This window comes from Alcaligenes sp. Me129 (genome assembly GCF_050487245.1).
Taxonomy (GTDB): Bacteria; Pseudomonadota; Gammaproteobacteria; order Burkholderiales; family Burkholderiaceae_B; genus Alcaligenes; species Alcaligenes phenolicus.
In genome coordinates this window covers 1-24,931 of record NZ_JBKQGX010000008.1, presented here as the reverse complement: position 1 = coordinate 24,931, position 24,931 = coordinate 1, and the positions used below count along the sequence as shown (strand labels likewise).

At 55.9% G+C, this 24,931-nt stretch carries 23 protein-coding genes; 21 read left to right on the top strand and 2 right to left on the bottom strand.

Annotation, left to right across the window (positions count from 1 at the left end; all coding sequences use genetic code 11):
• The first annotated feature begins 78 nt into the window (after positions 1-78).
• The 19 genes from ACLPGZ_RS10170 (at position 79) to ACLPGZ_RS10080 (ending at position 19,911) form a co-directional block, all read left to right on the top strand.
• Positions 79-975, top strand: a complete 897-nt coding sequence (locus tag ACLPGZ_RS10170; RefSeq protein ID WP_009457079.1) for an ABC transporter permease — start codon at positions 79-81, stop codon at positions 973-975.
• Complete coding sequence (locus tag ACLPGZ_RS10165; protein ID WP_009457077.1) at positions 975-1,769, top strand: ABC transporter ATP-binding protein; 795 nt, start codon at positions 975-977, stop codon at positions 1,767-1,769. Before ACLPGZ_RS10170 ends, ACLPGZ_RS10165 begins: the two co-directional genes overlap by 1 nt.
• Positions 1,770-2,076: 307 nt before the next feature.
• Complete coding sequence (locus ACLPGZ_RS10160) at positions 2,077-3,315, top strand: efflux RND transporter periplasmic adaptor subunit (protein ID WP_060185133.1); 1,239 nt, start codon at positions 2,077-2,079, stop codon at positions 3,313-3,315.
• A gap of 5 nt (positions 3,316-3,320) precedes the next feature.
• Positions 3,321-6,515, top strand: coding sequence for an efflux RND transporter permease subunit (locus ACLPGZ_RS10155; protein ID WP_060185132.1), 3,195 nt, complete (start codon positions 3,321-3,323; stop codon positions 6,513-6,515).
• Positions 6,515-7,978 (top strand): efflux transporter outer membrane subunit, encoded by a 1,464-nt coding sequence (locus tag ACLPGZ_RS10150; protein ID WP_115633748.1) that lies wholly within the window; start codon positions 6,515-6,517, stop codon positions 7,976-7,978. Before ACLPGZ_RS10155 ends, ACLPGZ_RS10150 begins: the two co-directional genes overlap by 1 nt.
• Before the next feature lie 55 nt (positions 7,979-8,033).
• Positions 8,034-8,771, top strand: coding sequence for a pyridoxine 5'-phosphate synthase (pdxJ, locus tag ACLPGZ_RS10145; protein ID WP_009457072.1), 738 nt, complete (start codon positions 8,034-8,036; stop codon positions 8,769-8,771).
• 50 nt (positions 8,772-8,821) lie between these two features.
• Complete coding sequence (locus ACLPGZ_RS10140; protein ID WP_042480868.1) at positions 8,822-9,391, top strand: nitroreductase family protein; 570 nt, start codon at positions 8,822-8,824, stop codon at positions 9,389-9,391.
• 222 nt (positions 9,392-9,613) lie between these two features.
• Positions 9,614-10,441 (top strand): alpha/beta fold hydrolase, encoded by an 828-nt coding sequence (locus tag ACLPGZ_RS10135; protein WP_239054297.1) that lies wholly within the window; start codon positions 9,614-9,616, stop codon positions 10,439-10,441.
• Between the two features lie 18 nt (positions 10,442-10,459).
• Entirely contained in the window at positions 10,460-10,897 is a 438-nt protein-coding gene (locus ACLPGZ_RS10130) for a Zn-ribbon domain-containing OB-fold protein (RefSeq protein ID WP_060185129.1), read from the top strand.
• Position 10,898: 1 nt separating this feature from the next.
• Positions 10,899-12,044: a thiolase family protein gene (locus tag ACLPGZ_RS10125; protein WP_060185128.1), complete on the top strand. Its 1,146-nt coding sequence runs from the start codon at positions 10,899-10,901 to the stop codon at positions 12,042-12,044.
• Entirely contained in the window at positions 12,041-12,847 is an 807-nt protein-coding gene (locus ACLPGZ_RS10120) for an IclR family transcriptional regulator (RefSeq protein ID WP_080723684.1), read from the top strand. The genes ACLPGZ_RS10125 and ACLPGZ_RS10120 overlap by 4 nt, the downstream gene beginning before the upstream one ends.
• A complete protein-coding gene (locus ACLPGZ_RS10115; protein WP_239054296.1) occupies positions 12,844-14,070 on the top strand; it encodes a CaiB/BaiF CoA transferase family protein in 1,227 nt (408 codons plus the stop codon). The genes ACLPGZ_RS10120 and ACLPGZ_RS10115 overlap by 4 nt, the downstream gene beginning before the upstream one ends.
• Positions 14,067-14,900: an alpha/beta fold hydrolase gene (locus tag ACLPGZ_RS10110; protein ID WP_239054295.1), complete on the top strand. Its 834-nt coding sequence runs from the start codon at positions 14,067-14,069 to the stop codon at positions 14,898-14,900. The genes ACLPGZ_RS10115 and ACLPGZ_RS10110 overlap by 4 nt, the downstream gene beginning before the upstream one ends.
• Before the next feature lie 8 nt (positions 14,901-14,908).
• Positions 14,909-15,655 (top strand): SDR family NAD(P)-dependent oxidoreductase, encoded by a 747-nt coding sequence (locus ACLPGZ_RS10105; RefSeq protein WP_239054294.1) that lies wholly within the window; start codon positions 14,909-14,911, stop codon positions 15,653-15,655.
• A gap of 33 nt (positions 15,656-15,688) precedes the next feature.
• Entirely contained in the window at positions 15,689-16,444 is a 756-nt protein-coding gene (locus ACLPGZ_RS10100; RefSeq protein ID WP_042480846.1) for an SDR family NAD(P)-dependent oxidoreductase, read from the top strand.
• Positions 16,445-16,470: 26 nt separating this feature from the next.
• Positions 16,471-17,004, top strand: a complete 534-nt coding sequence (locus ACLPGZ_RS10095; RefSeq protein WP_060185124.1) for a type II 3-dehydroquinate dehydratase — start codon at positions 16,471-16,473, stop codon at positions 17,002-17,004.
• Between the two features lie 39 nt (positions 17,005-17,043).
• Complete coding sequence (locus ACLPGZ_RS10090; RefSeq protein WP_045929919.1) at positions 17,044-18,021, top strand: TRAP transporter substrate-binding protein; 978 nt, start codon at positions 17,044-17,046, stop codon at positions 18,019-18,021.
• 54 nt (positions 18,022-18,075) lie between these two features.
• Positions 18,076-18,606: a TRAP transporter small permease gene (locus tag ACLPGZ_RS10085; protein ID WP_045929918.1), complete on the top strand. Its 531-nt coding sequence runs from the start codon at positions 18,076-18,078 to the stop codon at positions 18,604-18,606.
• 18 nt (positions 18,607-18,624) lie between these two features.
• Positions 18,625-19,911 (top strand): TRAP transporter large permease, encoded by a 1,287-nt coding sequence (locus ACLPGZ_RS10080; protein ID WP_088450107.1) that lies wholly within the window; start codon positions 18,625-18,627, stop codon positions 19,909-19,911.
• Between the two features lie 138 nt (positions 19,912-20,049).
• Here ACLPGZ_RS10080 and ACLPGZ_RS10075 read toward each other — a convergent pair whose 3' ends face one another.
• A complete protein-coding gene (locus ACLPGZ_RS10075) occupies positions 20,050-20,466 on the bottom strand; it encodes a MerR family transcriptional regulator (RefSeq protein WP_088450105.1) in 417 nt (138 codons plus the stop codon).
• A gap of 128 nt (positions 20,467-20,594) precedes the next feature.
• Here ACLPGZ_RS10075 and ACLPGZ_RS10070 point away from each other — a divergent pair, with 128 nt between their 5' ends.
• Positions 20,595-21,980, top strand: a complete 1,386-nt coding sequence (locus ACLPGZ_RS10070; RefSeq protein WP_239054293.1) for a dihydrolipoyl dehydrogenase — start codon at positions 20,595-20,597, stop codon at positions 21,978-21,980.
• Positions 21,981-22,113: 133 nt separating this feature from the next.
• Here the strand turns inward: ACLPGZ_RS10070 and ACLPGZ_RS10065 are convergent, their stop codons facing one another.
• Complete coding sequence (locus ACLPGZ_RS10065) at positions 22,114-22,467, bottom strand: ArsR/SmtB family transcription factor (protein WP_035271750.1); 354 nt, start codon at positions 22,465-22,467, stop codon at positions 22,114-22,116.
• Between the two features lie 204 nt (positions 22,468-22,671).
• On the opposite strand from ACLPGZ_RS10065, the gene fusA reads away from it, so the two are divergent.
• On the top strand, positions 22,672-24,789 hold the full coding sequence (gene fusA / locus ACLPGZ_RS10060; protein WP_429641184.1) for an elongation factor G: 2,118 nt from the start codon (positions 22,672-22,674) through the stop codon (positions 24,787-24,789).
• Positions 24,790-24,931: the final 142 nt, after the last annotated feature.

The window sequence follows — 24,931 nt, the reverse complement described above, 5'->3', positions numbered from 1 at the left end:
CCTGATTTGACTGCTTCTTGCAGGTGGGTTGCCACAAGCTGCCCGCCTGTTTCTTTTGTATCCTAGACGTCCAACAATATGTCTATTTATTCAATGTGGGGGGCCCTGGAGATTGGTCTGATTTTCGGACTGGTTGCTCTGGGTGTTCTGATTTCTTTTCGCATCCTGCGATTTCCTGACCTGACGGTCGATGGTAGTTTTCCTTTGGGTGGGGCGGTTGCCGCCATCCTGATCAGCCAGGGCAATGATCCTTTCCTGGCGACTGTAGTGGCCACTTTTGCTGGTGCCATTGCCGGCACGATTACTGGCTGGTTGAACGTACGCCTGAAAATCATGGATCTGCTGGCCAGTATCCTGATGATGATCGCCTTGTATTCCATCAACCTGCGCATCATGGGTCGTCCCAATGTGCCCCTGATCATGGAGCCGACGGTCTTCACGATTCTGCAGCCCGAATCCATCGCTGACTATATTGCTCGTCCCTTGATGCTGATTGGGTTGGTAATCATTGCCAAACTGGCGCTGGATTGGTTTTTCGGTACGCAAACTGGCCTGGCCATGCGCGCTACCGGCGCCAATGCGCGTATGGCCCGTGCTCAAGGTGTGGCAACTGGCAATATGCTTTTGCTGGGCATGGCTATTTCCAATGCCCTGGTCGCCTTGGCCGGTGCCTTGTTTGCACAATCGCAGGGTGGGGCGGATATCTCCATGGGCATCGGGACCATCGTGATTGGTCTGGCTGCCGTGATTGTGGGTGAAAGCATCTTGCCCGCCCGCAAACTGTTCTACGCCACCTTGGCCGTGGTGCTGGGTGCGATTCTGTACCGTTTCTTTATTGCTTTGGCTCTGAATGCCGATGTGATCGGCCTGAAAGCGCAGGACTTGAACCTGGTCACCGCTTTGCTGGTTACCGTGGCACTGGTGATTCCATTGCTCAAGAAAAAGCGTGCTCGTAAACAGAAGGGGGCCCAGTAATGTTAGAAGCAAAAGATCTGTCCCTGACATTTAATCCAGGTACGCCCATTGAAACCCGTGCCTTGCGCGGTTTGTCCCTGACCATTCCGGAAGGGCAGTTCGTGACCGTGATCGGTTCCAACGGTGCGGGCAAGTCTACTTTTCTGAATGCGATCTCGGGCGACCAGTCTGTTGATGATGGCCAAATCATGATCGACAAGGTAGACGTGACTCGCCGCCCGGTCTGGGAGCGAGCCAATTGGGTAGCACGTGTGTTTCAGGATCCGATGGCCGGGACCTGTGAAGATCTGACCATTGAAGAAAATATGGCGCTGGCCACCTGCCGTGGCAGCCGCCGTGGGCTGAGCCGTGCCGTGCGTCACTCCATGCGCGCTGAATTTGCAGAGCGTCTGGAAACCTTGGGTCTGGGTCTGGAAAACCGTCTGACAGACCGCATCGGTTTGTTGTCCGGTGGCCAACGTCAGGCCGTCAGCCTGTTGATGGCGGCCTTGCGTCCTTCCAAGATCTTGCTGCTGGACGAGCATACGGCTGCGCTGGACCCGCGTACGGCTGACTTTGTTTTGCAACTGACCAATCGTATTGTGCGTGAAGGTGGCCTGACCACCATGATGGTCACGCACAGTATGCGTCAGGCTCTGGATGTGGGTGATCGCACGGTCATGTTGCACCAGGGCAAGGTGGTGCTGGATGTCAGTGGTGAACAGCGTCAAGGCCTGGATGTGCGAGATCTGCTGGAGATGTTCGAGCGGGTTCGGGGTGAGACTTTAGCCGACGATAGTTTATTGCTAGGTTAGAAAGCACTATCCCGGATTTGGAAAACCGCGTGAACTCTAGGGGTTAAACGCGGTTTTTTTATATTCAAAAAACCCTAGGTATATGATAATACGTGTTCTTTTGGCATAGGCAGACAGCGGAGCGGGTGCAAGGGGGTAGCTGGCTAATCGTAGTCGCCAAATAATGGCAGGATCGAAATGAGTCTCATCGCAAATTTTCCTGTTTGATTTGCGCTTTTTCGACATATACTTGCTGCTTGTCCAAACCATACAATCCAGTCAGTTTAAGCGTTAAACTCCCATGCAACGCTTAGCTCAGGAGTTCTTCATGTCATTTCAAAGCTTGTTGGGTCGGCAGACTTTTCGTATTGCTGCCTTCTCTTCCTTGGTTCTGCTCGCCGCTTGCGGCAACAAAGAGCCTCAAGCTCCGGCCGGCGGGATGAAGGTCCCGGTCAGTGTGATTACCGTCCAACCGACTTCTACCGAGTTGTTCTCCGAGCTGCCTGGACGAGTCGAAGCAATTAAAGATGCACAAATCCGCGCCCGTGTTTCCGGGATTGTGGAAGAGATCAACTTTGAGCAGGGCGCTGATGTCAAACAAGACCAGCTCTTGTTTACCATTGACCCGGCTCCGTACCGTGCAGTTCGTAATCAAGCTGCAGCCCAGCTGAAAAACGCCCAGGCTGACGCACAAAGTGCCAAGCAATTGGCGCAGCGTTACGAGCGTCTGATCAAGGAAAATGCGGTTTCCCGCCAAGATTACGACAACGCCAAGGCCCGCGCCATGCAGGCCGATGCCGCCATTGCCGCTGCACAGGCGACCCTGGACAGCGCCAATATTGATCTGGGCTACACCAAGATTGTGTCGCCCGTGTCGGGCCGTATCGGCAAGTCCCTGGTTACCGAAGGTGCTCTGGTTTCTGCCGCCAACGCCACCCATATGGCCACCGTGCAGCAACTGGACCGTGTCTATATTGATGTGACGCGTTCCACCGCTGAGCTGACGCAACTGCGTCGTGCCATGGCTGCTGGTACGTTGAAGTCGGCTGGTGAAGGCCAGGCCAAAGCCAAGGCCGTGCTGGAAGATGGCTCCCTTTACGATCAAGATGGCGTTTTGCTGTTTAGCGGTGTCAGCGTGGATCCTTCCACTTCGCAAGTAACCTTGCGTGCCGTGTTCCCGAACCCTGATGAAATTCTCTTGCCCGGTATGTACGTACGCGTTCGTCTGGAACAAGGTGTGATTCCGGATGCCTTGCTGGTGCCCGCGCAGGCTGTTCAGTACACCTCGGATGGCGCTTCTAATATTTACGTGGTTCGTGAAGAGAAAGCCCAGTCTGTACCTGTCGTGTTGGGACCCGAAAGCGATGGTCAGTATGTAGTGGACAAAGGCCTGCAAGCCGGCGACCAGATCATTGTCGAAGGCTTCCAGAAGATTCGTCCCGGTGCCCCTGTCCAGACGATGCCTTGGAAGGGCAACAAGTCAGCCGCTGCACCTGCTCCTGATGCGGCCCCCGCACAGGAACCGGCCGCCGCTGCTGAGCCAAACGAAGCCAAGTCTAGCGAGTAAGCGACATGCCTCAGTTTTTTATTGAAAGGCCCATTTTTGCATGGGTCGTTGCCTTGGCGATCACGCTATTTGGCTTATTGGCTTTGCCCAATATGCCTGTAGCGCAGTATCCCGATGTGGCACCACCTTCGGTCACCATCCGGGCGACCTACCCAGGTGCAACGGCGGAAGATGTTGCCAGTACGGTAGCCAGTGTGATCGAAGATCAGCTGAACGGTGCCAAAGGCCTGCTGTACTACGAGTCCGTCAGTGACTCCTACGGCTCGACCGAAATCACCGCCACGTTCCGTCCTGGTACCAATCCTGACATGGCTCAGGTGGACGTCCAGAACCGGGTCAGCAACATTACCGCGTCCTTGCCGACAGCGGTGATGGAGCAGGGCCTGCACGTGGAGCAGTCCAGTACCGGCTTTCTGCAAGTGGTGACCTTGTCCTCCACGGACGGCAGTCTGGATCAGACAGCTCTGGCTGACTACATCGAACGCAATATCAAGAACACGATTTCTCGTGTTCCTGGTGTGGCTCGCTTCCAGCTGTTTGCAGCCGGTCGCGCCATGCGTGTGTGGCTGGACCCTGCCAAGCTGGTCGGTTACCAGATGAGCCCAGCGGACGTGACCAACGCCATTCGTCAGCAAAACATGCTGGTGTCTGCCGGTATTCTGGGTGGCCCACCCAATCAGGACAGTCAGCGTGTGGCCGCACCCATTACGGTGAACGGTCAGTTGGCAACCGTGGAAGAGTTTGAAAACATCATTCTGCGCTCGCAGCCTGATGGCTCGACCGTGCGTATTAAAGACGTCGCTCGTGTGGAAGTGGGGGCGGACAACTACCAGTTTGGTGCCCGTCTGAACAGCAAGCCGACAGCGGCTTTTGCTATCTCCTTGTTGCCTGAGGCGAACGCGCTGGATACTGCCGCGGCAATTAAAGTCGAAATGGAGAAGTTGGCCGAGTTCTTCCCGGAAAACATCCGCTACGACATTCCTTACGACACCTCGCCCTACGTGGACAAGTCCATCACCCAGGTGGTTTACACCTTGCTGGAAGCCATGGTCTTGGTGTTCATCGTGATGTACGTGTTCCTGCAAAACGTGCGCTACACCCTGATCCCCGCACTGGTGGTGCCGGTGGCTATCTTGGGGGCTTTCGCGGTGATGCAGGTGCTGGGTATGTCAGTGAACGTGCTGACCATGTTCGCGATGGTGCTGGCCATTGGTATTTTGGTGGACGACGCGATCGTGGTGGTGGAGAACGTCGAACGTATCATGGTGGAAGACGGGCTCTCGCCTAAGGAAGCGACCAAGAAAGCCATGCCGCAAATTAGTGGCGCTATTGTGGGTATTACGCTGGTGCTGTCGGCCGTGTTCTTGCCCCTGGCATTCATGGCCGGTTCGGTGGGGGTGATTTACCGTCAGTTCTCGGTGGCCATGGCCGTGTCGATTGCCTTCTCCGGCTTTTTGGCACTGACCTTTACACCTGCCTTGTGCGCGACTTTGTTGAAACCTATCCCCAAGGGCCATCACGAAACCAAGCGTGGCTTCTTTGGCTGGTTCAACCGTGTCTTTACGCGTACCACTAATGGTTACGAAAGCTTTATTGGCAAGACCTTGCGTCGTGGCGGTCGGATGATGTTCATCTACCTGATCATGGTGCTGGTGCTGGGCTTCCTGTACATGCGTATGCCAACCGCGTTCTTGCCCGAGGAAGATCAGGGCTACGTGATTGCCAACATCGAACTGCCTGCCGGTTCGACGGCCAACCGTACGATTGAAACCATCTCCAAGGTAGAGGACTACTTCAAAGAGCAGCCTCAGGTTGAAAACATCATTGCCGTGCAAGGTTTCAGCTTTAACGGTAGTGGTTTGAACTCGGCGATTGCCTTTGTGCCCTTGAAAGACTTCAACGAACGTAAAGGCAAGGAAAACTCGGCTCAAGCCATTTCCGGCAAGGCCATGGGCCAATTGCTGTTCGGTTTGCCCGACTCCATGGTGATCGCGATTGTGCCCCCCGCTATTTCTGCTCTGGGTAACTCCTCGGGTATTGATATGCGTCTGGAAGACCGCGGTGGCATGGGGCACGATGCCCTGATGGCAGCCGCGGATCAGTTGCTGGCCCTGGCCAAGGCAAGCCCTGTGTTCGATCCACAGAGTGTGCGTATCACGGGCTTGGGACCTGGCAAACAGATCCGTCTGGAGATTGACCGTGACAAGGCGGCTGCCCTGGGTGTGAACTTCAGCGAAGCCTCTGCCTTGATCAGTGGCGCCCTGGGCTCGTCTTTTGTGGGTAAATTCACCAACCAGGGGCGTGTGCAAAGTGTCTGGGTACAAGCTGATGCGCCATATCGCATGACCATCGACGATGTGCTCAAGCTCAACGCTCGCAACAGCGAAGGCAAGATGGTTCCGCTGTCGGCCTTTGTCAGCCAGACGACCGAACAGGGTCCGGTACAGATCGTGCGCTACAACAGCTACGAGTCTGTCCGTATCGGTGGTGGCCCCGCTCCAGGCTATACCTCGGGTGAAGCCATGATCGAGATGGAAAACCTGATGAAGCAGTTGCCTAGCGGCTTTGGTGTGGACTGGACAGGTCTGTCTTATCAAGAGCGTCAGGCCGCAGGCCAGTCCGCTATCTTGATGGGCTTGGCGGTTCTGGTGGTGTTCATGCTGCTGGCTGCCTTGTACGAAAGCTGGGCGATTCCGCTGTCCGTGATGCTGGCCGTACCGCTGGGTATGCTGGGTTCGGTCTTGCTGGTCTCCGGTCTGGGTATGCCTAACGACGTGTACTTCCAGGTGGGTATCGTGACGGTGATCGGTCTGTCAGCGAAGAACGCGATTCTGATTGTGGAGTTTGCCAAGGATGCCTACGCACGTGGTGCTACCTTGATCGACGCCACTCTGGAAGCCGCTCGCTTGCGTTTCCGTCCTATCTTGATGACCTCTTTCGCCTTTGTGCTGGGTGTGGTGCCTCTGGCTACCTCCACTGGTGCGGGTGCTGCCAGCCAGAACGCCGTGGGTCTGGGTGTGCTGGGTGGTATGTTGGCCGCAACGCCTTTGGCTGTCTTGATGGTGCCGACCTTCTTTGTCGTGATCCTCAAGCTCTTTAAAACTAAACCCCGTCTGTTTGGCGAAGCCGCTAAATTGCACGAGGAAGAACAGGCCAAACAAGCTGCACAGCCGGCCGGTTCGCAAGGAGGACAGCACTGATGTCTAGCATGTTTTTACGTAGCCCCTTGGTGCTGGCCGTGGCGTTTGCCTTGTCGGCTTGCTCCTTGGCACCGAAGTACGAGCGTCCTGATTCTCCCGTGCCCGCACAATTCCCTCTGGCCCAGCAGGGCCAGGCGGATGCGGCACAGGCTGCTGATCTGGGCTGGCGTGAATTCTTTACGGATCCGCGTCTGCATGCCCTGATCGAGCAGGCTCTGGAGAATAACCGCGATCTGCGTATTGCCACCCAGCGCATCGAGGAAGCTCGCGCGCAATACGGCGTGGCACGCAGTGACCAGTTGCCCAGCATTGGTGTGCAGGCGGCCGAGCAGGCCACCCACACACCGGCTGAACTGCGTCCAGGTGGCCCAAATTCGGCCCCCGTAACCCGTACGTTCCAGGCCGGTGTCGGTATCACTGCTTTCGAGCTGGACTTCTTTGGTCGAGTGCGTGATCTGGCTCGTGCTGCTCAAGAACAGTACTTTGCCACCGAGCAGGCTCAACGTACCGCCCATATCGCCCTGGTGGCGGGCACCGCCGAAGCCTACTTCAAGGTGCGTACGGCCGAAGAACTGCATGCTTTGATGAGCAATACCTTGCGCAGCCGTCAAGAGACATTGCGCCTGGTGCAGTCTTCTTACGATGCCGGTACGGTGTCGGCGCTGGACCTGAACCAGGCCAAGGTGCAATACAACACCGTGCGTTCCGATATGCAGGCTGTCGAGCGTGATCGTCAGCGTGCACTCAATGCCTTGCAGGTTTTGTTGGGCGGTGAAATACCGGCTGACTTGCCAGCAGGCTTGCCCTTTACCCGTGCTCAGCTGATGCCTAGCTTGCCTGTAGGGTTGTCGGCCGAGTTGCTGGAGCGTCGTCCTGACATCCTGGCCGCCGAGCACGTCTTGCGTGGTTCCAACTACAGCATCGGTGCAGCACGCGCTGCTTTTTTCCCGCGTCTGAGCCTGACCGGTCTGCTGGGCTTCATGAGCCCCGAGCTGGGTGGTCTGTTCAGTTCGGATAACCGTTACTGGCAATTCCAGCCGCAAATTACCATGCCGCTGCTCTCGGGCAGTACCTGGGCCAATCTGGATCTGGCCGAGGCTCGTCGTGACATTGCGATCAGCCAGTATGAAAAAACCATTCAGGAAGCCTTCCGCGAAGTGGCTGATGCTCTGGCGGGCGAAGCCACCTACGGTCAGCAGATCGACGCCTTGCAAGAGGTTGATCAGGCTGCCAGCGAAAGCTTGCGTCTGGCCAAGCTGCGTTACGAAGTGGGTATAGACAGCTTCCTGCAGGTGCAAACGGCGGAAGTCAGCCTGTACGGTACGCGTCAAGCCTATATTCAGACTGGCTTGGCATCCCTGATGAACCGGGTCGAGTTGTACAAGGCTTTGGGTGGCGGCTGGACAGCTGAAACCGTCAAGCCTGAAACAAAGACCCAGGCCACTGGGACAGCACCGGAGTAAACAGGCGATAATACGTCTGGTCATTCATCCCTGAAACTACGGAGGTCCTTGGGGAATGTTAGAACTGGGCGTCAATATCGATCATGTGGCGACGCTGCGCCAGCAGCGTCTGACCACATACCCTGATCCAATTCAGGCCGCTTTGCGAGCAGAAGAAGCCGGAGCGGACCTGATCACCTTACATCTGCGTGAAGACCGGCGTCATATTCAGGATGCCGACGTCGAGGCCCTGCGCCCCGTACTGCGTACCAGGATGAATCTGGAATGCGCCATCACCACCGAAATGCTGGACATTGCCTGCCGTATCAAACCGGACGATGTCTGCCTGGTTCCCGAACACCGTGCTGAACTGACGACCGAAGGTGGTCTGGATGTGGTCGGTCATCTGGATCAGGTCAAGGCCGCTGTTCAGCAACTGCAGGCTGCTGGCATTCGTGTCTCGCTGTTCATTGATGCCGACCCAGCGCAAATCCGAGCCGCCAGCGACGTGGGTGCCACCGTGATCGAACTGCACACTGGCACCTATGCGGATGCTCAAACGCCCGAGCAGGCCGCCAGCGAACTGGAACGTATCCGTGCCGGTATTGCTCAAGGTGTGTCGCAAGGTCTGCGTGTGAATGCGGGTCATGGCCTGCACTACGGCAACGTACAAGCGATTGCCGCCTTGCCGGGGCTGACGGAGCTTAATATTGGTCACGCCATTGTTGCCCAGGCTGTCTTTGACGGTTGGGAAAAAGCCGTGCGCGACATGAAAGCCCTGCTGGTGCAAGCGGGCGCTCCTGCTCAAGCCTGACTGAGCCCTGCCATCTGGGCAGGGCACTCTTAACTGATTCTGGAAGCACTATGAGTACCATTGATTCCCTATTGTCCCGCCGCTCTATCAAGCTGGTGCAAGGCCCTGGCCCGAATGAGCAAGAGCTGGACCTGATTTTGCGCGCGGCCATGGTCGCTCCTGACCATGGCCGTTTGCAGCCATGGCGCTTTTGCCTGATCCGCGGTGAAAACGTGCAGGCTCTGGGTGAACTGGCCATTGCCGCCAATGAGCGCGCCGGTAATCCCTTGACCGAGCAGAAAGCTGCCAGCGTCCGCGCCTGGCTGGCCAAAGTGCCCATGCTGATCGCCGTGGCCAGCCACATTGATCATGGCGAAGAAAAAATTCCTGAACTGGAGCGTGTCCTGGCAACGGGCGCAGCCGTCAGCAATATGCTGCATGCTGCTCACCAGTTGGGCTTTGGTGCTTTCTGGAGCACTGGCCTGGGCACCTATGGTGAAGAAGTTCCTGAAGCCCTGGGCTTCGATTCCCTGGATTACCAGTTCCTGGGCTTTGTGTCGGTGGGTACGCCTATTCACAATCTGGGTCCTGCCCAGCGTCCCGAGCCACAAAAGTTTGTGACGGAGTGGCAAGCTGCTTGAGTCCAGCTGATGATGAACCGGTTCTAAAATAGCGCTGTTTCCATGGCATCACCCGGAGTGGTGATTGCTTTGGAACGTTTTAAATAGCCTGAATCCTTTCTGGATTCGGGCTTTTTTTGTGCCCTAGGGTTTGTACTGATAGGCATGAACCTAACCACGCTTTTATCATTATTCCATACATTAGAATGACATTCCGTTAAACGGAATATAAACAGGAAAATGATGAAACAAGTCAGCACACAGCACTTGATGCTTCCCGATGGGGCCGAACTGCATTACGCAGAAATTGGGCGGCCCAGCGCATCTCGTCCATCCGTGCTCATGCTGCACTCCCTGTTTTTCAATGGAGGCATGTTCCTGCCCGTGATTCAGGCGTTGCAAAACGAATGGCACATTATTTGCCCGGATCATCGTAATCAGGGCTTGAGCACCGCAGGCCAGAAGCCCGCCACCATGCATCAGTTGGCACAGGACTACGCGTTCCTGGCCCAAGCACTGCGGATTTCTTCCTTGCATGTAGTGGGTAGCTCGATGGGAGGTTACGTGGCTCAGGAGCTGATGCAGCGCGCACCTCAGTTGGTCCGTTCTGCTGTCCTGTCTTGCTGCACCTCGATGGCAGAACAGCAGAAAGAGCGCTTTGACCAACTGGAAGCGCAACTGCGTCGAGATGGCGGTGCGCCTTATGTCTCGGCCTTGCTGCAAACCATGTTTGGAGACGCCTTTCTGGCAAGCACAGACCTGGCTGCTCAGGCTCAGCAGGAGCAGTGGCGCGACTACTTCACACACTTGCCTCCCAGCATTGCCAACTCAGTCAATGGCGTGTTTGCCCGTCCTGACTATCAGTCTCTTTTGGCAGGCAATACCACCCCTCATTTGTTGATCAGCGGTGCTTTGGACAGAGCTAAAAAGCCCGCTGATATGGAGCATATGCACAGCTTGCTTCCACACAGCACACATACGGTATTTGAGCAGTCCGGTCACACGGCGCCGGTTGAAGTGCCCGAAGCCTTCGCACTGCAAATTGAGAATTTTTGGAATCAAGTTAATTAATGCTGCAAGGATTAATTCATGCCAGTTACTGAATCTACTGAGCTGCCGACGGCGATGGCTTTCGGTGCAAATGCACAGCCGATACGAGATATTGCGTCAGACCAGGCTAGCCAGTTTGTTATTGAAGATGGAGCGGTCTTGTTGCGTGGCAGCCAGAGCCGTTCCAGCGGCAGCAAGGCTTTTCCTGTCCGTGAAGTGTGTATGGAAACGGGTGCTCGAGACATGCAAGACATGTTTTTTGGCCCATTTGGAAAGCTCTACAGTTTTTCCACCATTTATGTTTCCGCGTCGCGTCCCACGCCTTACACCTTGGGATATGTAGATTTTCCTAACGGAGTTCGTGTTTTGGCACACGTACGTTGTGAAGACCTGAGCGCCTTGTATTGCGATATGCCTGTCAGTACTGCCACCGATGGCAATGACTGGTTTGTAACTCCTATGTCGGCGGAGAAGTAAGGTGAGTGAAGCATATGTAGTCGGCGCGGCCATGATTCCCATGGCTCGTCATAAAGAATCCAGCTATACCGGTTTGGCCTTGCCAGCAATCCTTAACGCGATGGCCAGTGCCGGTGTACAGGCTCAGGATATTGATGCTGTTGTTTGCGGCCACGCCTTTGGTGGCATGTTGACGGGACAGCGTCTGGTCAAGGAAATCGGTATTGGTACAGTGCCTGTCGTCAATTGCGATAACGCCTGCTCGGGTGGGGCCACGGCCATTCACTTGGCGTGGAAAGATATCCAGGCTGGCCGACACGATATCGTGCTGGTGATCGGTGTGGACAAGCTGACGCAGTTTGGCGGAGGCACCTTGCCTTTGGTGCAGGAGGATCCCGAGGTCCAGCAGGGCTTGGTGATGCCTGCAGTGTATGGCATGCGTGCTCGTCGTTACCTGCATGAACGCAATCTGGGGCCAGAAGTTCTGGCGCAAGTCTCCATCAAGGCTCGCACACACAGTCAACATAATCCCTATGCACAGTATCGTGATCCGCTGACGGTGGAACAGGTGCTGGCATCTCGTCCTATTTGTGACCCGCTGACCTTGCTGCAATGTTGCCCTACGGGTGACGGCGCGGCAGCCTTGATCATGGTGTCCGAGCGTGCCCTGAAACGCTTGCAGAAACCTGCCATGCGGGTCGCTGCGTCGGTGCTGCATTCCGGTCAGGCGACCAGCGGTTTTCGCGACATGACTCGTCCCGAGATTTCGGCGGAATCCGCCCGCGACGCCTACAAGATGGCGGGGATTACAGCCAAGGATCTGGATGCGGTTGAGCTGCATGACGCGTTTACAATCGCCGAACTTATTTATTACGAAGCACTAGGTTTGTGTGAGGTCGGGCAGTCTGCTCAGTTTCTGCTGGATGGCCGTAGTACCTACGGCGGTGATGTGGTGGTGAACCCCAGTGGCGGTTTGCTGGCCAAGGGTCACCCAGTGGGAGCAAGCGGTGTGGCCCAAGCCGTGGAAATGTACTGGCAACTGACACACCAAGCCGGAGAACGTCAGGTTCCTGATGCTCGCTACGCCATGACTCACGTCACGGGTGGCGGTATTGCGGGCCTTGATCATGGTGCTTGTGCAATCCATATTTTTGAAGCCCAGATATGACCACACAAAACACGTCCACCTCTACTAGTTCAACCGGAACCGTAAGCCGTGCGCTTCAGCTATTGGCTGTCTTGGCAGAGTCCAACGGCCCGGTAACCGTCAAGCAAGTGTCCGAGCAAATGGGCCTGGCCCCTTCAACAGCTCACCGCTTGCTGAATCTGCTGCGTAAAGATGATTTTGTTGCGGTGGTCAGCGGTGGAAGTGGTTTGTACAGCATTGGGCCTGAATTTTATCGAGTAGCGGCGCAAGTGATGAGCGCTGAATCCAAGCCTGCATTGGCACAAAAATCGCTGGACGAGATTGCTTCCGAGTTCAACGAGACGGTCCTGTTTGGCACGTATGCCGTCAGCGAGTCGGCCATGAGTTTTGCCGCCATCGCACGAGGCGAGCACAAGCTGCAATATCAGATTGATTTGCACAAGCCCATGTCCCTGGTCTGGGGGGCTTCCGGCAAGGCTATTTTGGCGTATCTGGATCAGGACACGATAGAGCGTGTGTATGCCAAGGCCGAGACCTCTCCGGCGCAAGATGCACCTTTGCCTGCTTTGGAGTCGCTCCTGGCAGAGCTGAGCGAAGTGCGCCAGAACGGCTATGCCCACAGCATGAGCGAGAAGTTGCCTGATGCACGCGGGGTTGCTGCCCCTGTTTTTGATAACCACGGCATTGTGGGCTGTATTTGTTTGACCATGCCCACCACCCGTGTGCCCAGTGCAGGTTTGAGTGCCATTACCGCTGCCGTTATTCATCATGCCGAAAAACTGTCCGAGATGTTCGGATACCGACATAGAAAAACCAAATTATGAGTCATACCGCTACCGCGCAGCCCCTGGCAGGCTATAAGGTCATCGACCTCACTACCTTTTTGTCCGGCCCCTTCTGCACACAAGTGCTGGGGGATCTGGGGGCTGAAGTGGTCAAGATCGAGGCACCGGAAGGTGACTCCAGTCGCAGTATTCCCCCCCATTTTGTGGGTGAGGATAGTGCTTACTATCTGAGTATTAATCGCAATAAAAGCAGTTTGGCGGTAAATCTGAAAACCGCTGAAGGGCTGGACCTGGTTCGACAACTGATCCTGAAAGCGGATGTGGTTGTGGAAAATTACCGCCCGGGCGTGGCGGCCCGTCTGGGCCTGGACCCACAAGCCTTGTGTGAAGAACACCCCGGTCTGGTCTGGGCGTCCATTAGTGGTTTTGGGCAAACCGGCCCGGACCGTGACAAACCTGCTTACGACATGATTGTGCAAGCCTTGTCAGGCGTCATGAGCCTGACCGGCGAAGAAGGCAGACCAGCCGTACGTTTGGGCATTCCAGCCGGTGATACGGTCGCTGGCTTGTACGCGACTATCGCCATCAATGCCGCCCTGGTCGACAGGGAACGTACCGGTAAAGGCCGGATTGTGGATGTGGCGATGCTGGATTGCCAGTTGGCCATGCTGTCTTATCAAAGTGCCTATGCCTTGATTGCGGGAGTGACGCCCGCTCCCCAGGGCGCCAAGCATGACTCCATCCCTACCTACCGCTCTTTCCGGGGTGGTGATGGCCGCGAGTTTGTGGTGACGGCCAATACCGAGAGAATGTGGCAAGGCTTGTGTCGTGTACTGGGCCTGGAGTCGCTCATTGACGATGAACGCTTCCAGACTGGCGCCAGTCGCCTGAAAAACAAACATGCCTTGTGGGAGCAGCTTGAAAGCGCTTTCGCGACACAGGCGGCTGCTCATTGGATTCCATTATTGGAAGAGCACAGTGTCCCGGTTGCGCTGATCCAGTCCGTGCCAGAGGCATTGGCACATGCACGCGATTCAGAACGCAGCATGATTCTGGCCCTTCAAAATGAAGATCACAGTATTGAGGTCGTTGGAAACCCCATCAAATTTGTGGGCGCCGAAGCAACTCCATCTCGTTTCCCTCCCAGGAAGGGCGAGGATGATGCACGCGTGTTGGGTGAGTGGTTAAGCCTGTCTGCTGAGGCCGTGTCGTCTTTACAAAGTAAAGGCGTGTTGTTGAACAGCACGTGTAGCCAAGCATGACGACCCCATTGGCCAGGCTTCCTTACCCCGGGTCCTTGCTCGTTGCGCAGAAGGGCACGAGCGGCGATGAATGTGTCATTGCCTTGCACTCCATCGGGGTCGATGCGCATTCCTTTGACGCACTGTTCAGCCACTTGGCTGCCGATTATCCGTGTCTGAGTTACGACCTGCGAGGCCATGGCTCGGCCGCTGCGTTGTCGCAGTTCGACCTGGATACCTTGGTGGATGATGCCGTCAAGGTGGTGGAGTCCTGCCGTTTTGACAAGGTTCATTTGCTGGGGCATTCGATTGGTGGGGTGATTGCGGCGTTGGCAGCGGCCAGGCTGGCCGATCTTCCCTCTAAAAAGGTGCAAAGCCTGAGCATTATTGCCAGCCCGCCAATGGGCTTGGCGGTCTTTGGTGAGCGGGCCCAGGCCATGCAGCATGAAAGTCGTCAAACCATTGTAGAGACCACCATGCAGCGCTGGTTTGGTGGCCTGGAGACCAGCCCTGAGCTAACCCAGGCCATGCAGTACGCAGAGCAACAGCTCAGCCTGGTTCCGGTGCAGACATTGCTGAGCAGTTGGCAAAGTCTTGCCCAGTTTTCCGGGTACGGTGAGCTGGCGGCGCACTTGCCGGCCACTTTGCTGCTGACGGGCAGTCACGATCTGTCTACGCCCGCCAGTGCCATGCAGATCATCCTGGATGACTTGCACAAGGCGGGCAGAACACAGACAGCCTTGCACATTCTTGATGGGGGAGGGCACATGTTGCCACTGACCCCGCCCGATACCTTGATGGCCTTGTTATTGGCGCATTTCAAGGCATCTGGCACCACACATTTTCGCTAGGAACGCTTATGTCAGACTTTACAGGCCGAATTGTTGTTGTCACAGGTGCCGCAGCAGGCATAGGCCAGGCTGTATGCCAGCACCTGCTGGAACTGGGCGCCATTGTTGGCGGTATTGACCGTCAGCCTGAGGGCATCCCGGAAGGGGTTACGGCTTTGACTGCCGATGTGACCGATCAGGAGTCCTTGAATCGAGCGCTGGCCGGATTCGCCCAGGAACAGGGTCGTATTGATGTCTTGGTCAACAACGCCGGTGTGAGCTTTGTGGGCACGATAGAAGATGGCAGTGACGAAGACTGGCTGCGGATTTTTAACATCAACGTGCTGGGCTATATGCGTAGTACGCGTGCGTGTTTGCCGTATTTGCGTCAGTCGAAAAATGCCGTGGTCGTCAATATGTCTTCCTGCACCGCGATCAATGGTTTGCCCGAGCGTGCGCTGTATTCAGCCAGCAAAGGGGCGATCCAGTCCATGACGCTGGCCATGTCCGCCGATTTGATTGCCGAGCAGATTCGCGTAGTGGGCATTGCCCCCGCCACCGTAGACACCCCCTTCATGACCGAGCTGGCCAATCGCACTAGCGATCCGGTGGCCAAGCGCAATGAGTTTCACCGTCGCCAACCCACCGGGCAAATGGTTCAGCCCGAGGAGGTGGCTCGCCTGGTTGCCCACGTTGCCCATCCGGGCGCGCTGTCTTACACCGGCACCATCATCAATATTGATGGTGGTATGGCTACCTTGCGTATGCCTGCCTGAACACATTCATACCCATACCAATAAGGAACTATCGTGAGATTTGAAAATAAAACAGTGATTATCACCGGAGCAGGCCAAGGGATTGGTCGTGCCTACGCGCAAGAATTTGCCAAGGCAGGTGCTGCGGTGGTGGTTGCTGATTTGAACATCGAAAAAGCACAGGCTGTTGCAGCAGAAATTCAGGCAGAAAATGGTCAGGCCCTGGCCGTCAAAGTTGATGTGTCCGATGACAAGAGTACGGCCGAGATGGTTGCGCAGGCAGTCAAAGCCTTCGGCACAGTAGACGTGCTGATTAACAATGCGGCCGTTTTCTCGACTCTGAAAATGAAGCCATTTGAAGAAATCGACGCAGACGAGTGGGACTTTGTGATGGGCGTCAATGCCCGTGGTGTCTTTAACTGCATCAAGGCGGTATCGCCCTTCATGAAGCAACAGCAAAGCGGCAAGATCATCAATATTTCTTCCAGCGTTGTGGTTACGGGCCGTGCGAATTACGCGCACTACGTGGCCTCCAAAGGGGCGGTTGTCGCCTTGACCCGCGCCCTGGCTACCGAGCTGGGTGAATACTGCATCAACGTCAATGCCATCAGCCCGCACGGCATTGTGACCGAAGTGCCACGCGACACCATTCGTCCAGAGCAATGGGACGCCATCATCGCTGCCCAAACCCTGAAGCGCAAAGGGGATGTCAGCGACATGATCGGCGCCACCATGTTCCTGGCTTCCGATGAAAGCAAATACATCACTGGTCAGACACTGAATGTGGATGCTGGTCTGCGTTTTAACTAATCCCACTTGGCAAGAGGCTTCCAAACATGAGTGCACATAACTTCACCATCACCCGTTCTTCCAACCGCAAACACCTTATCGCTGTGATTGATGGCCCGAACATGTCGAGCCTGGGTAAGCGCAGCAAAAAAGTCTATGGAAACATTCAGTCCCTGGACGAGCTCAAGGAGTGTGTGCGCAACTTTGGTGAGCAGTTGGGTGTAGAGGTAGAAAGTTTTTCATCCAACCACATGGGCGATATTTTGGAATACATCCACGAGTCCGCTCATCGGGTAGATGGCTACCTGATCAATCCTGCTGGCCTGACCACGATTGGGGAAGGTGTGCGTCATGCCCTGGAAGACACTGAGCTGCCTGTGATGGAAGTTCACTTCTCGAATATTGCTGCAAGTGCAGGCGCGGCCCGTGGTTTGGGCGGTGGCAGCATTCAGTCCAGCTTCACTCATACCGCTACTGGCATTTGCATGGGCATGCGTCATTACAGCTATCTGGCTGCCTTGACCGCCATGACCCTGGCTCTGGATGATCAAAGCTTCCTGGGCCGTCCTTCCGGTCAGTAGTCCACCTCTTTTCATATAACGATTAATACGGAGGAAGACATGAAAAAGTTTTCTCTACTCGCTACCGTTTTTGCCGCTGTTGGTTTGTTCAGCAGTGTTGCCGCTCAGGCAGAAATCAAACCCGTTACGCTGAAGTTTGCGCATATCTATGCTGCCCAGGACCACTGGGGGCAAACCGCAGAGCGCTTCAAGGCTGCTGTTGAAGAGCGTTCGGGCGGGAAAATCAAGATCAATATCGACGCCAATGGCTTGACCGGTGACTGGCCTCAGTCCATCGAAGGTTTGCGCATGGGTACCAACCACATTGTGCTGCAAAGTGTGGGAGCACTGGACCGCTACGCAAAATCGGCCGGTGTCGAAGCCTACCCCTACCTGATTCGCGATATGGATCACTACCGTGCGGTTTATACCGGTCCAGTCGGCCAGGAACTGTATGACCAGATCGCCAAGGAAAGCGGGTTCAAGCTGGTGGGGGCGGCCTATCGTGGCGCTCGCTATCTGACTTCGAACCGGGTGATTCAAAACCCGGACGATTTGCATGGCCTGAAAATGCGTGTCCCGCCACTGCGCATGTATCGCAGCACCTGGACCACGCTGGGTGCCAGCCCGGTGCCTATGGGCATGGCTGAGCTGTTCACTTCCCTGCAGCACGGCATGATTGATGGTCAGGAAAACCCCCTGGAAGTGATCAAGAACGTCAATCTGTTCGAGGTTCAAAAGAACGTGGCTGAAACCCAGCACACCATCGGCGCCATGACCTTGATCTACTCGGACGCCTACTTCAAGAAATTGCCCGAGGAAACACGTCAGATTCTGCAGGAAGAGGGCGAGCGCGTCATGAAGGAAGCCACGGATCGCATGATCGTGGAAGAAGAAAACATGAAGCAGTTTCTGATCGGAAAAGGCATGGCATTTAACGCGGTCGACCGCGAAGCCTTTGCGACCAAGATTAAAGCCATGGATGCAGAGTTCCCCGAGCTGCAGGTTTGGCTGGATAAAATCCGCGCCGTTCAATAATGAAAAGATCGGGACATGCGTCACCCTCATGTCCCGACCCCACAGGTAAAAGTTATGACAACTAACAACGTACCGACCAAAACAGAAAATTGGGCCGATAAAAGCGCGTCTGTTATTGAAAAGGCGCTGGATTGGATTATCGGCAGCATGATGTTTGTGATGTGTGCGGTTATTGCATGGCAGATCTTCTCTCGCTACGTCCTGAAAGATATGTCCTCCTGGAGTGAGGAAGTTGCTCGCTTCTTGATGGTCTGGATTTCCTTGCTGGGCAGTGCAGCGGTATTGCGCCGCAGTGGTCACGTGACAGTCACGATCTTTCTGGACCACATCTCAAGCAAGCTCAAACGACGCGTCTTGATTATTCGCGACCTGCTGATGCTGGCGACCTTGCTCAGCATCACCTACTACGGTTGGGAGTTTGCGCAAATCAACGCGGTTCAGCTCTCGGCAGCGATGGATATCCCCATGTCCTGGGTCTATGCGTCCCTGTGGCTGGGAATGGGCTTGTGCGTGGTGATTTTGCTGTTAATCCGCTTGGGCAGTCAGCCTGATTGGACATCTGGCAGCATCGACGAGCATCCCTAAGTACGGAAAACACTTTTTATGATCACCGTAACCTTAATTACCCTTCTGACGCTCATTCTCATGCTGATTGGCATGCCGATCGGCTTTGCCATCACGGCGGGCGTTCTGGCTGCTTTGGTAGCACTGGGTGATATCAGCTTGATGGCGGTTCCTCAGCAATTGTTCAGCGGACTGGACAGTTTTTCCTTGCTGGCCATTCCGTTCTTTGTTCTGGCCGGTAGCCTGATGACCTCCGGTGGCCTGACCAGTCGACTGCTGGATTTTGCCAATGCCTTGTTGGGCCGTTTCAAAGGTGGTCTGGCGATGAGCGGCGTGCTGGCCTCGGGCATGTTTGCCGGGATCTCCGGCTCGGCCGTGGCAGATACCAGTGCTCTGGGCCGTATCATGATTCCTGCCATGATCCGCTCTGGCTATCCACCCGGTTTTGCGGGCGGCGTCATTGCAGCCGCGAACGTGGTGGCTCCCATCATTCCGCCTTCCATCCCATTTATTGTGGTGGCCGTACTGACAGGCCAGTCCATCACGACCTTGTTCTTGGCCGGTGTGGTACCAGGCATTCTTTATATGCTGTCCATGCTGGTGATGAGCTGGTGGATCAGCAAGCGTAATAATTTCCCAACGCAAGGCAAAGCCTCAGGCCGGGAAATCTGGATTACCTTTAAGAACTCGGCCTTTGCCTTGTTGCTGCCAGTCTTTATTCTGGGCGGCATTCGCAGCGGTATTTTCAACATTACCGAAGCGGCCATCATGGCGGTGATTTATGCCTTGGTCGTCGGGACGCTGGTTTACCGTCAGATCACCTGGAAAATCTTTGTAGATAGCCTGGTTGGCGCCGCTCATACCACCGCTGTGATCATGATCATCGTTGCAGCAGCGCGTGTCTTTAGCTGGCTGTTGGCGTACGTCAGTATTCCCGAAGCCATTTCAGCTTTCGTTTTGGAAAACATCAGCAACCCGCTTGTGTTCCTGCTGTTCGTCAATGTGCTGTTGCTGATCGTGGGTATGTTCCTGGAAACCAACGCCGCCCTGGTGATGTTGATTCCTGTGCTCTATCCCATTGCGATGAAGCTGGGGATTGATCCGACTCACTTTACCGTGGTTGCCGTCGTGAACCTGTGTATTGGTCTGATTACACCACCAGCCGGTTTATGCCTGAATATTTCGTCCTTGCTGGCTCGCATCTCGTTGGAGCGGGGTGTGGTGGGGATTGCTCCCTTCCTGTTCACGGCCTTGCTGGTACTCATTATCTTGACCCTGTTCCCGCAAGTGTCGGTGTGGCTGCCTAATGTGGTGGCTGGTTCCTAGCCTATTTGGAGATTTGGCACGATGCCGCTGCCTCTCAAGCCTTGTGGAAGGTTTGAGAGGCATTTTTTTTACCGCTTTGTTTAAGAGATTCGGGGGAGTATGCCGACGAGCGGGGCACGTGTCTGGAGGAGCCCGCGCTCAGGCTGTGGTTTTTACCGACCCGGAGCAATGGCCGCCTTCCAAACCATCCAGGATGGGGCAATCAGGATGCTGGTCCCCCTGGCATTGTTCAGCCAGCACCCGCAGCTTGGCCGCCATGTCCAGTAAGAGGGCAGCGCGGCTTTCCAGTGCTTTGATATGTGCCTGAGCCAGTTGCTTGACCTCGCTGCTGGGACGTTGCTGGTCGCGCCACAGGCTGGTCAGTTGCTGAATGTCCGCCAGATTGAAACCCAGGTCCTTGGCGCGAACAATAAAGTGCAAGGTATCCAGGTCCTGATCCTGGTAGACGCGGTAGCCATTGGGGGCACGGTCACTATTCAAGAGTCCCAGATCTTCATAGTGCCGGATCATTTTGGGTGTCAGGCCGGTTACGCGGGCCGCTTCACTAATCAGCATGGGCTTTCCTCGGGCAGTGCAAGGGGACTGCGTTATGATTGAAAGAGTCAATTCTGCACATTGTAGAACGGGTGGTCGGGCAGGTCATCAGGCCCCTGATTGCCTTAGTATGGACTCAAGGAGCGGTTATGAAAGAAATTCAGTGTGATGTTGCCGTGATTGGAGCGGGGACAGCAGGCATGACAGCGTATCGTACGGCCAAACGCGCCGGTAAACGAACGCTGATGATTGAATCAGGCCCCTATGGCACCATGTGCGCACGTGTTGGCTGCATGCCATCCAAATTGCTGATCGCAGCAGCGGACGCTGCCCATCATGCCCGCCATACCGCTCCTTTCGGTGTTCACGTAGACGGCAATATCCGCATTGAAGGCAAAGAGGTCATGGATCGCGTGCGTCGCGAGCGGGATCGCTTTGTGCAATTTGTGGTGGACGATGTGGAAGGCTTTGATGCCGAAGACAAAGTGCGTGGTCATGCCCGCTTTGTGTCCGAGCATGTGCTGGAAGTGGATGACCATACCCGTATCACCGCAGGGCACGTGATTATCGCCACTGGCTCTACACCCGTGCGCCCCAAGGAGCTGGAGCCGCTGGGGGCTTTGCTGATCAATAACGAGGATGTTTTTGACTGGACGGATTTGCCGGAAAGCGTGCTGGTTGTCGGTACGGGCGTGATTGGCCTGGAGTTGGGTCAGGCGCTGGCGCGTGTGGGCGTGAAGGTGTCCATTATCAACCGCAGCCAGAGCCTGGCTGGGCTTTCGGATCCCGAAGTGCGTGAAGCCGGACGAGCGATTTTCAATCAGGAACTGAACATTCGCGCTGACGTAACCGTGTTGGGCAGCGAAGTCGTCAATGGCAAGGCGCGCGTGCGCTTGCAGGTGGATGGCAAGGAACTGGTCGAGGATTACGACTACGTTCTCGGTGCCGCAGGCCGCAGACCACAGTTGGATAATTTGGGGCTGGACAATACCCCTGCACAGTGGGATAGCAAAGGACGAGTAGTGTATGACCCTGCCAGCCTGCAGCTGAAAGGCACTTCCATTTATCTGGCCGGTGATGTGAACCAGCGTGCGCCGATCTTGCACGAGGCAGCGGATGATGGTCGTCTGGCCGCTTTGCAGGCCGTCAGCAATGGCCAGGACAAGCCCATGGCGCGTCGTGCGCGCATGGCAGTGATGTTCACGGATCCACAGGTGGCCGTGGTTGGCACGCCCTTTAAATCCCTGCCAGAAGGCGCGGTGACAGGGAGTGTGAACTTCGGCAATCAGGGCCGTGCCCGCGTGATGCTGGTCAACCGTGGCTTGTTGCACGTTTATGCGGACAAGGCGGGCAAGTTTCTGGGGGCCGAGATGGTGGGGCCTCAAGCTGAACATATTGCTCACTTGCTGGCCTGGTCCTTGCAGATGGGACTGACGCTGGATCAGATGCTGGCCATGCCGTTCTACCATCCCGTATTGGAAGAGGGCTTGCGTACGGCCTTGCGCGGTGCGCAATCTGCTTTGCGAGGCAAATAAGTCAGCCTGCACGGGTTTGATCCCGTGTTCGGGCTCTGGCCCCGAGAGTCTTGACCCTGTATGTGAGCTGCCCGCCAAAAGTTGGACATTGATCCGACCTTTGGCGGGCAGTTTGATTTTCAGGGTGCTTTTATTATTTAGCGGCGTTTTGTAGATGCTGCGCGGTGGTCGCCTCGGTTACCGGGTCATTTTCCAATGCGCCCAGCAAGGAATGCAGCAGGCCGGGAAAGCGGTCCTCCAGATCGTCCTTGCGCAGCGACAGCAGGTTCTCTCGTCCAGAAGGTCGCTGCCAGATTACGCCGCTATCACGCAGGACGCGCCAGTGATGCGTCATGGTGGATTTGGTTTGGCCTTGCAGTAGCGAGCCACAGGCGCGTTCGCCTTCGGAGGCCAAAGCACGCACAACGGCCAGACGCAAGGGATTGCCTAGGGCAGTCAGTACATTTTCCAAGCGAATCTGTGCGCGCTCGGGATGATTGGGAAGCATATCGAGTCCTGTCATTATTCGTCGCGGTGATTGTACCTGTGTCCACGTACCGTTTTCGCGCTGTGGTGTGGATGCACGGCGCGTGGAAAAAATCTTGTTAATAGTACGATTGTAGGCGTACTATCTGATTGTTATCAACCACTGAAACAACAGGAGCCCAGGTGCCTTGCACTGCAAGGCAGGACGACTCCAAGGACAATCATCATGGCTCGCCATACACCCATCACTCGCTATCGGAACATTGGTATCTCGGCGCATATTGACGCTGGCAAAACCACCACGACCGAGCGCATTCTTTTCTACACCGGCGTCAGTCACAAGCTGGGGGAAGTGCATGACGGGGCGGCCACGATGGACTGGATGAGCCAGGAGCAGGAGCGTGGTATCACCATTACCTCGGCGGCCACCACCTGCTTTTGGCGAGGCATGGATGGCTCGCTGCCCGAGCACCGCATCAATATCATCGACACCCCCGGCCACGTGGATTTCACCATCGAGGTTGAACGCTCCATGCGCGTGCTGGACGGCGCGGTCATGGTGTATGACGCGGTCGGTGGGGTACAGCCCCAATCTGAAACGGTTTGGCGTCAGGCCAACAAGTACAAGGTTCCGCGCCTGGCTTTCGTCAACAAGATGGACCGTGTCGGGGCGGATTTCTTTCGTGTACGTCAGATGATGGTGGACCGCCTCAAGGCCAATCCTGTGCCTGTTGTGATTCCCATGGGGGCTGAAGAGGGTTTCAAGGGTGTGATCGACCTGCGTTTGATGAAAGCGATTGTGTGGGACGAGGCCTCTCAGGGCATGAAGTTCAGTTTTGAGGACATCCCTGCGGATTTCGTCGCCCCGGCCAAGCAATGGCGTGAGCGCATGCTGGAAGCAGCGGCAGAAGCCAATGAAGAGCTGATGAATCAGTACCTGGAAACGGGTGAGCTGAGCGTGGCCCAGATCACGCTGGGCCTGCGCTTGCGCACCATTGCCGGAGAGATTCAGCCCATGCTGTGTGGCTCGGCCTTCAAGAACAAGGGTGTGCAACGCATGCTGGATGCGGTGGTGGAGCTGCTACCTTCTCCCGTAGATGTGCCTGCAGTGCAAGGCGTGGACGAGGCTGGCGAAATCGTCACTCGCCAGTCTGACGACAATGAGAAGTTCTCGGCATTGGCCTTCAAGCTGATGACGGACCCTTATGTCGGCCAGTTAACCTTTGTGCGTGTGTATTCCGGTGTGCTGGCCAAGGGCGATAGCGTCTATATTCCCGGCCGTGGCAAGAAAGAGCGTATTGGCCGGATTGTGCAGATGCATGCCAATGACAGGCATGAAGTCGATGAACTGCACGCCGGTGATATTGCCGCCTGCGTTGGCCTGAAAGAGGTCAGCACAGGGGAAACCTTATGTGATCCTTCGGCCATTATCACCCTGGAGCGCATGGAGTTTCCCGAGCCGGTGATTCGTCAGGCTGTGGAGCCCAAGACCAAATCCGACCAGGAAAAGATGGGGATTGCGCTCTCGCGCCTGGCTTCTGAAGATCCGTCCTTCCGTGTCAGCACGGACGAGGAGTCGGGCCAGACGATTATTGGCGGTATGGGCGAGCTGCATCTGGAGATCATTGTGGATCGCATGAAGCGCGAGTTTGGCGTGGAAGCGAATGTGGGCAAACCTCAAGTGGCCTATCGCGAAACCATCAGCAAGACCGTGCGTGATATTGAAGGCAAGTTTGTTCGTCAGTCTGGCGGTAAAGGACAGTACGGCCATGTGGTCTTCACCCTGGAGCCGCAAGAGGCGGGCAAGGGCTTTGAGTTTGTCGACGCCATCAAGGGCGGGGTGGTTCCGCGTGAATACATCCCGGCGGTGGAAAAAGGCGTGCTGGAGGCCCTGAACAGTGGTGTGCTGGCGGGCTATCCCGTGGTGGATGTGAAAGTCACTTTGACCTTCGGTTCCTATCATGACGTGGACTCGTCCGAGCAAGCCTTCAAGATGGCGGCGATCTTTGGTTTCAAGGAAGCGGCCAAGCAGGCATCACCCGTGATCCTGGAGCCCATGATGGCGGTGGAAGTGGAAACGCCTGAAGACTATGCCGGCAATGTGATGGGCGATCTGTCCAGCCGTCGGGGCATGGTGCAGGGTATGGATGACATGGTGGGGGCGGGCAAGCTGATCAAGGCGGAAGTGCCTTTGTCCGAGATGTTTGGCTATGCCACTACGCTGCGTTCCATGTCCCAGGGCCGTGCGACGTACTCCATGGAGTTCAAACGCTACGCGGAAGTGCCCAAGTCCATGGTGCAGGATCTGGTGGCTGAACGTCAGAGCGCACGACACGGAGGCTGATACTAAAGGGGGCGGGTATTCCTGTGTCTAACCAGGCACGGGAACGCCCGCCCCGATGCTTTGCCTGTTGTTGTTGTTGTTGTTGTTGTTGTTGTTGTTGTTGTTGTTGTTGTTGTTGTTGTTGTTGTTGTTGTTGTTGTTG